The organism is Neobacillus drentensis (assembly GCF_036965425.1).
Taxonomy (GTDB): Bacteria; Bacillota; Bacilli; order Bacillales; family Cytobacillaceae; genus Neobacillus; species Neobacillus drentensis_F.
This window is the reverse complement of sequence record NZ_JBALPP010000152.1, coordinates 21607-27710: the sequence shown is the minus strand read 5'-3', so window position 1 is coordinate 27710 and position 6104 is coordinate 21607. Positions and strand designations below refer to the sequence as shown.

The window sequence follows — 6104 nt, the reverse complement described above, 5'->3', positions numbered from 1 at the left end:
TTATAAGGTAAAATAGTAATGAGTAATATACATTCTGCGAAAATTGTCGGATTTTTTATGCGATTTTTAAAGGAGTAACATGTTATAACTAAGAAAATATAAAAATTAGAATGAAACGGGAGGGCCCTCATGGACTGGAAAGAAGTAGCAAATAGTTGGATTGAATTTAAGGATTTGGATGTAGAATTACATAATCAATTAGAAGAATTAAAGAAAGAAGAAAAACTACTTGAAGAGGCATTTTATAAGAATCTGGAATTTGGAACTGGCGGTATGCGCGGTGAATTAGGTGTTGGGACAAACCGTATGAACATCTATACGGTCCGAAAGGCTTCTGCCGGACTGGCTGCATACATAGATGAACATGGTGTAGAAGCAAAACAACGCGGAGTTGTGATTGCCTATGATTCCCGCCACAAATCACCAGAATTCGCAATGGAGGCTGCCAAAACACTTGCCACCAAAGGAATTCAAACATATGTATTTGATGAATTAAGACCAACTCCTGAATTATCCTTTGCCTTAAGGTATTTAAATGCTTTTTCTGGAATTGTCATTACCGCAAGTCATAATCCTCCGGAATATAACGGATATAAGGTTTATGGTTCTGATGGCGGCCAGCTTCCTCCTGCTGATGCCGATATAGTAATCAGCCGGGTAAATGAAATAGAGAACGAATTATTAATCGAGGTCGACAGCGAGGAAAAGTTAAAAGCTGCGGGACTCATTAAAACCATTGGTCAAGAAGTGGACAAAGCTTACCTTGAAAACTTAAAAACAATTTCCGAGAATCCGCATCTTGCAGAAGAAACGGATCTTCATGTAGTATTTACTCCGTTACATGGAACGGCCAATAAACCGGTTCGTTCAGCGCTTGCTGCTTTAGGCTATAAGAATGTAACAGTGGTGAAGGAGCAAGAGCTTCCAGACCCTGAATTTTCAACAGTAAAAAGTCCAAACCCGGAAGAGCATGCGGCCTTTGAATTAGCCATTCGTGATGGGAAACGAGTAGGGGCAGATCTTTTAATTGCTACGGATCCGGATGCAGATCGACTTGGTATAGCAGTCCTTAATCCTGAGGGAGAGTATGTTGTTTTAACTGGAAATCAAACAGGGGCTCTTTTACTTGATTATCTCTTAACCCAGAAAAAGGAAAAAGGAACTTTGCCTCAAAATGGAGTTGTGTTAAAAACGATCGTAACATCCGAATTAGGTCGAAAAATTGCTTCTGCTTTCCAATTAGAAACGATTGATGTATTAACAGGCTTTAAATTTATCGCTGAAAAAATCAAAGAGTATGAAGTTACAGGTGAGCATACATACCTATTTGGTTATGAAGAATCATACGGATATCTTATTGGCGATTTTGCTCGTGATAAGGACGCAGTCCAAGCTGCACTATTGGCAACAGAGGTTTGCGCATATTATAAAAAACAAGGATTGTCCCTATATGAAGGAATGATTCAGGTTTTTGAAAAGTACGGTTATTATCAGGAAGGTCTTCGTTCTCTAACGTTAAAAGGTAAAGAGGGAGCGGAACAAATTCAGCGCATTTTAGCCTCATTCCGAAACGATCCGCTTAAGAACCTTGGCTCATTGAAAACAGCAGTATCTGAGGATTATTTAACGGGACTTCGTATAAGCGGAATTAAGGAAGAAAAAATTGAATTGCCAAAATCCAATGTATTAAAATATACTTTCGAAGACGGTTCATGGGTATGTTTAAGACCTTCAGGTACTGAACCGAAAGTAAAATTCTATTTCGGAGTAAATAGTGAAAGTCTTAAAGATAGTAAAGCGAAACTAGAAGCTATTGAGAAGGACTTTATGGAACTTGTAAATCAAAAAGTCAAGATGGTGCAAGAAATTTAATTATTTAACAGCATCCAGAATTACATCATGAAAGGAAGATTCATTGTGCTTAAAGGTCAAGTTGCGATTGTCACTGGCGCCTCGAGAGGGATTGGCAGGGAAATCGCGGTAAAGCTCGCAGAACAAGGGGTGAAGCTAACCATTGTTGGGAGCTCTTCACAGGTTTCTGAAACAGCAGCAGAGCTAAAAAACAAGGGGTATAAAATCCTGCCTGTACAAGCGGACGTTTCAAAGGAAGAGGATATGCAAAGAGTTGTTCAGGAAACGCTTGACTTCTATGGTTCCATAGATTTGTTAATTAATAATGCCGGAATTGGTTTCTTTAAATTGATTGAAGATGTGACGGTGGATGAGTGGAAGAAGGTATTTGAAGTAAATGTGCAAGGAGTTTTCTTAGCGACAAAAGCCGTTCTTCCACATATGAAAGAGAAGAAATCTGGAACGATTATTACCATCTCTTCTGATGTTGGCCGCTATACGATTCCTAATGGTTCGGCCTATACTGCTACAAAATATGCTGTTCAAGGTTTCTCCGGTTCTGTTGCACAAGAAGTTCGTGAATACGGAATCCGTGTTGGCACAATCAATCCGGGTATGGTGGATACGTATTTTGCAGAATCACAGCAAGGCTTGCCTGAGAAAAAAGACTGGCTCAAAGTAGAGGACATTGCAAATGCCGTGATTTACATGGCTTCTGCTCCCAAGCATATGTTAATTGATGAAATTGTCTTACATCCATTTGTCCAACAATATCCGATAGCATAAAAATAACCCCGAAAGGCACTTTACGCCTTTCGGGGTTGTTTTTTGAAAAATGGCTACTGGATTGAAATTGAAGTGGTGAAGTAAAGCGGAGGCAGGAAGTATGACTTTACGTTACCGAAAATGTTGTAATGAAGAGGAAAGGGTAGCGTAGAAGGAGTCTACGTTACCGAAAACGAGGTGGTGAAGAGAAAAGAGTAACGTAGAAGGGGTCTATGTGACCGAGAACGTGGTTGGGGAGAGAAAAGGGTAACGTAGAAGTGGTCTATGTGACCGAGAACGTGGTCGGGAAGAGAAAAGGGTAACGTAGAAAGGGTCTACGTTACCAAATGATGCTTAAGATGATATAACGGTCCCCGTAGAAAAAGTTTCATTGCCCGAAGCGCCTAAAAAAGAGTTTGGATGGTAAATGAAAAGGCAGTTCGATGCCCGTAGGGACTTAACAAGAGCTCCTAAGGTATATGAAAGCCCAGCTAAAAAAGCTATCCCACCTAAAGCAGGATAGCTCACTCCAATATTATAAATATTTCCGATGTACACCTTTGCCGTCATAGGAAAACAGCATTTTTCTTTCCTCAATGATGGTTTCAATATGGACCGGTCTTCCCCAAAGCTGCTGAACGTATGGCAATACCTTTTCAAGATATTTCACATCTAATTCAACGCCTTCATACCAATGCTTTAAGTAAAGTTCACCATTTTTGAGATAATCGCCATCATTAACGGTAATGTACGGAAACCCTCCATTTACCCGCATATTGACTAATTGATCGCGGATATGCTCCCATTGCTTATCAACAATTTTATAATCCCGTCCTTGCTTTTGGAAAAGATACATATCCTCTCGCATGACAAGGTCTTTATTCAAATAATTTCGTAAGAAGGAAATATCGGATTCAACCTCACGAACTTCAAATATTTTATCACGTCCAGAACCTGGCTGTACTCCTCTGCGCTTCATTTCTTCTGTTGGGTTATTGTACCGCTCCTCGATATCTTCAAAAATTTTAATACCAAGATAATAAGGATTAATGCCTGTTTTTGAAGGCTGTACCACACCAGCATTTAATTTGGCAAATTCAATGGCTTCCCCGCTTGTTAATTCCAATTCTCGTAATATCCGTTGATGCCAGAAGGATGCCCAGCCTTCGTTCATAATTTTTGTTTCCAGCTGCGGCCAGAAGTAGAGCATTTCTTCGCGCATCATCGTTAAAATATCCCGCTGCCAATCTTCAAGCTCTCTGCTGTAGGTTTCAATAAAAAGGAGCAAATCCTTTTCCGGCCTGGGTGGAAATTTCTTTTTCCTTGGCTGTGAAGGTTCCTGTTTTTCCTTTTCATCTAAACTCCATAGGTCATCGTAGGGAGTGTGAATTGGGTTTTCCCCCGATTCTTCTTCTTGATCGCCAATTGACCAAGCAAGCTTTGGCCTCATCAACGAAGGATCAATATGCTCATCAATTGCCAATACTGCATCTAAAAATGTTTCTACTTCTTTTTTTCCGTATTGAATTTCATATTTGTGAATTCGTTCGGCAGTAGCGGCCATGCTTTCTACCATATCCCGCTTCGTATTTTGGAAACGGACGTTGTTCTTAAAGAAATCACAGTGGGCTAAAACGTGAGCGACAATTAATTTATTTTGAATTAGGGTATTTGAATCAAGTAAAAAGGCGTAGCATGGATTTGAATTAATAACTAGTTCGTAAATTTTACTCAAACCCAGGTCATAATGGAGTTTCATTTTGTGAAATTGCTTTCCAAAACTCCAGTGTGAAAACCGGGTTGGCATACCATAGGCTCCAAAGGTATAAATAATTTCAGCGGGACAAATTTCATATCTCATTGGATAAAAATCTAGCCCAAATCCTTTTGCAATCTCCGTAATTTCACTAATTGCATATTCTAGTGATTTGCGTTCTTCTCCATTCAATTGCCATTCCCCCCTTTTCCTCTTACCACAATGTATGAGGGTAAACTGGGAATGATGAGAAAGAAGCCAAAAAACAATAAGCAAGGCTGCTTATTGTTTTTGATTTTCCACGTTTATATTTAAAACCTTATTATTTGTGGCATCATGACTCACTCTTACAATCACAAAGAAGTTCTGGTTATTTTCTTGCACTTTAAAACGGAAACCATCCTCTACCTTTGTTGTATCAATTTTTTTCCTTCCCAAGTATTCATAATCTTTAATGGGGGCGCCTGGAAAGTCTGCTTGTACAACTGTTATGGCAATCCTGCCAAATTTTTCATAGTCAGGCTTTTGTGCCTCTCCTTGTAGGTTAACATAGACAAAAAAACACAACATAATAAATAGGCCAGCTAAAAACTTTTTCAAGAAAATCCCTCCAAAAAAAAGCGTTTGAAAATATTTTGTCCAAAATGTTCTGTATTATGTATTATTTGGAAATTTTTTTTGCTTCTTGTGCAAGCTTTAGTCCCACCAATCGATTTCGTTTCCATTCCTTTTTAAAAACAGATAAAGGGGGGCTTGTCTCTCCAACAAGATAACTAATTTCAATCGTCATGGCGGGTTTGTAATAAGTGGTGATAAACCAGTCAGTGAAACCTCCTCCAACAGCATCGTCAGGGGGAGTATTTAATTTATATCCTGTTATCTTCGCAATTTTTTTAGCGATTAATTTATCCCGGGCAAGATTCTTTCCATTCTTATATTTCCAAAAAATCTCTTCTCCAGCTGTATGATAAGCAACCGCAATGGAAGGATTAATTTCCTTAATAAAATTGGTCAAGGCTATAACCTCTTTAGCTTGCAGCGGTTTTTTCCCTTTATAAAATTTATAAAATGGTTTGTTGACTTTTGTATCTAGACTTTCCCATCCTGCGGGATATTGCCTGTTTAGGTCTATACCAACTCCATTTGCTTTCCATCTTTTAAATCGTTTTGAACCATCATTCATATGAAAAATTTGATTCTTTTGTTTCGCTGAAAATTGTTTAAAGTTGTGTTGTTGTATGGTTACGCCATCTGGATTTAGCATAGGGACAAACCAAATCGAAATATCGTTTAAAATATTTTTGGAGCCTGTCATTTCCAATGCATGATAATCATGGGCATAAGTCTCCAGCATTTTCATTAAAAGCATGCTTGTCAGCCATTCACGACCGTGATGAGAGCCAATTAAGACAATATTTTTTTCCCCAGTGCCAAGCTTAACCGCCAATATATTTTGTCCAAAATGGGTCGTTCCGATTGTTTTTAATTCCATTTCTTCTTTATATTTTTCCTTCAATAACTTAAGATCATTTTCAAGCATTTCATAAGAGTATGGTTTATTTGTTTTTACAATTGAGGCATTAGCTGTGGTTTGAAATGCATGGAAGAGCATTATTAGTAAACAAAGATATTTAACCATTTAACCTCCCAAAAAGAATTTATACAGGTAAAAGTTGAAAAGGGCGTAAGAATAGGGTGTCCAACATTTTCTGTGAAAGTTCTTTAAAAAATG

The 6104-nt window shown here is 38.4% G+C and carries 5 protein-coding genes; 2 read left to right on the top strand and 3 right to left on the bottom strand.

The annotated features are described in order from the left end of the window. Positions 1-129 precede the first annotated feature (129 nt). Positions 130-1872 carry a phospho-sugar mutase gene (locus tag V7161_RS28135; protein ID WP_335716094.1) on the top strand — a complete coding sequence of 581 codons (1743 nt, stop codon included), beginning with the start codon at positions 130-132 and terminating at the stop codon, positions 1870-1872. A 45-nt stretch (positions 1873-1917) separates the two neighbouring features. Continuing rightward, positions 1918-2637, top strand: coding sequence for an SDR family oxidoreductase (locus V7161_RS28130; RefSeq protein ID WP_335716093.1), 720 nt, complete (start codon positions 1918-1920; stop codon positions 2635-2637). 514 nt (positions 2638-3151) lie between these two features. Here V7161_RS28130 and V7161_RS28125 read toward each other — a convergent pair. From V7161_RS28125 to V7161_RS28115, 3 genes are all read right to left on the bottom strand, one after another. Then, the gene (locus tag V7161_RS28125) at positions 3152-4564 is read right to left on the bottom strand and encodes a SpoVR family protein (protein WP_335716092.1); all 1413 of its coding nucleotides are present in this window, start codon (positions 4562-4564) and stop codon (positions 3152-3154) included. Positions 4565-4654: 90 nt separating this feature from the next. Beyond that, on the bottom strand, positions 4655-4972 hold the full coding sequence (locus V7161_RS28120) for a DUF3889 domain-containing protein (protein WP_335716091.1): 318 nt from the start codon (positions 4970-4972) through the stop codon (positions 4655-4657). 61 nt (positions 4973-5033) lie between these two features. Next, on the bottom strand, positions 5034-6011 hold the full coding sequence (locus tag V7161_RS28115; protein ID WP_335716090.1) for a M14 family zinc carboxypeptidase: 978 nt from the start codon (positions 6009-6011) through the stop codon (positions 5034-5036). Positions 6012-6104: the final 93 nt, after the last annotated feature.

Excerpts from the sequence above, each read along its gene's own strand:
- V7161_RS28135 (WP_335716094.1), top strand. The coding sequence starts at position 130 with ATGGACTGGAAAGAAGTAGCAAATAGTTGGATTGAATTTAAGGATTTG.
- V7161_RS28115 (WP_335716090.1), bottom strand. The coding sequence starts at position 6,011 with ATGGTTAAATATCTTTGTTTACTAATAATGCTCTTCCATGCATTTCAA.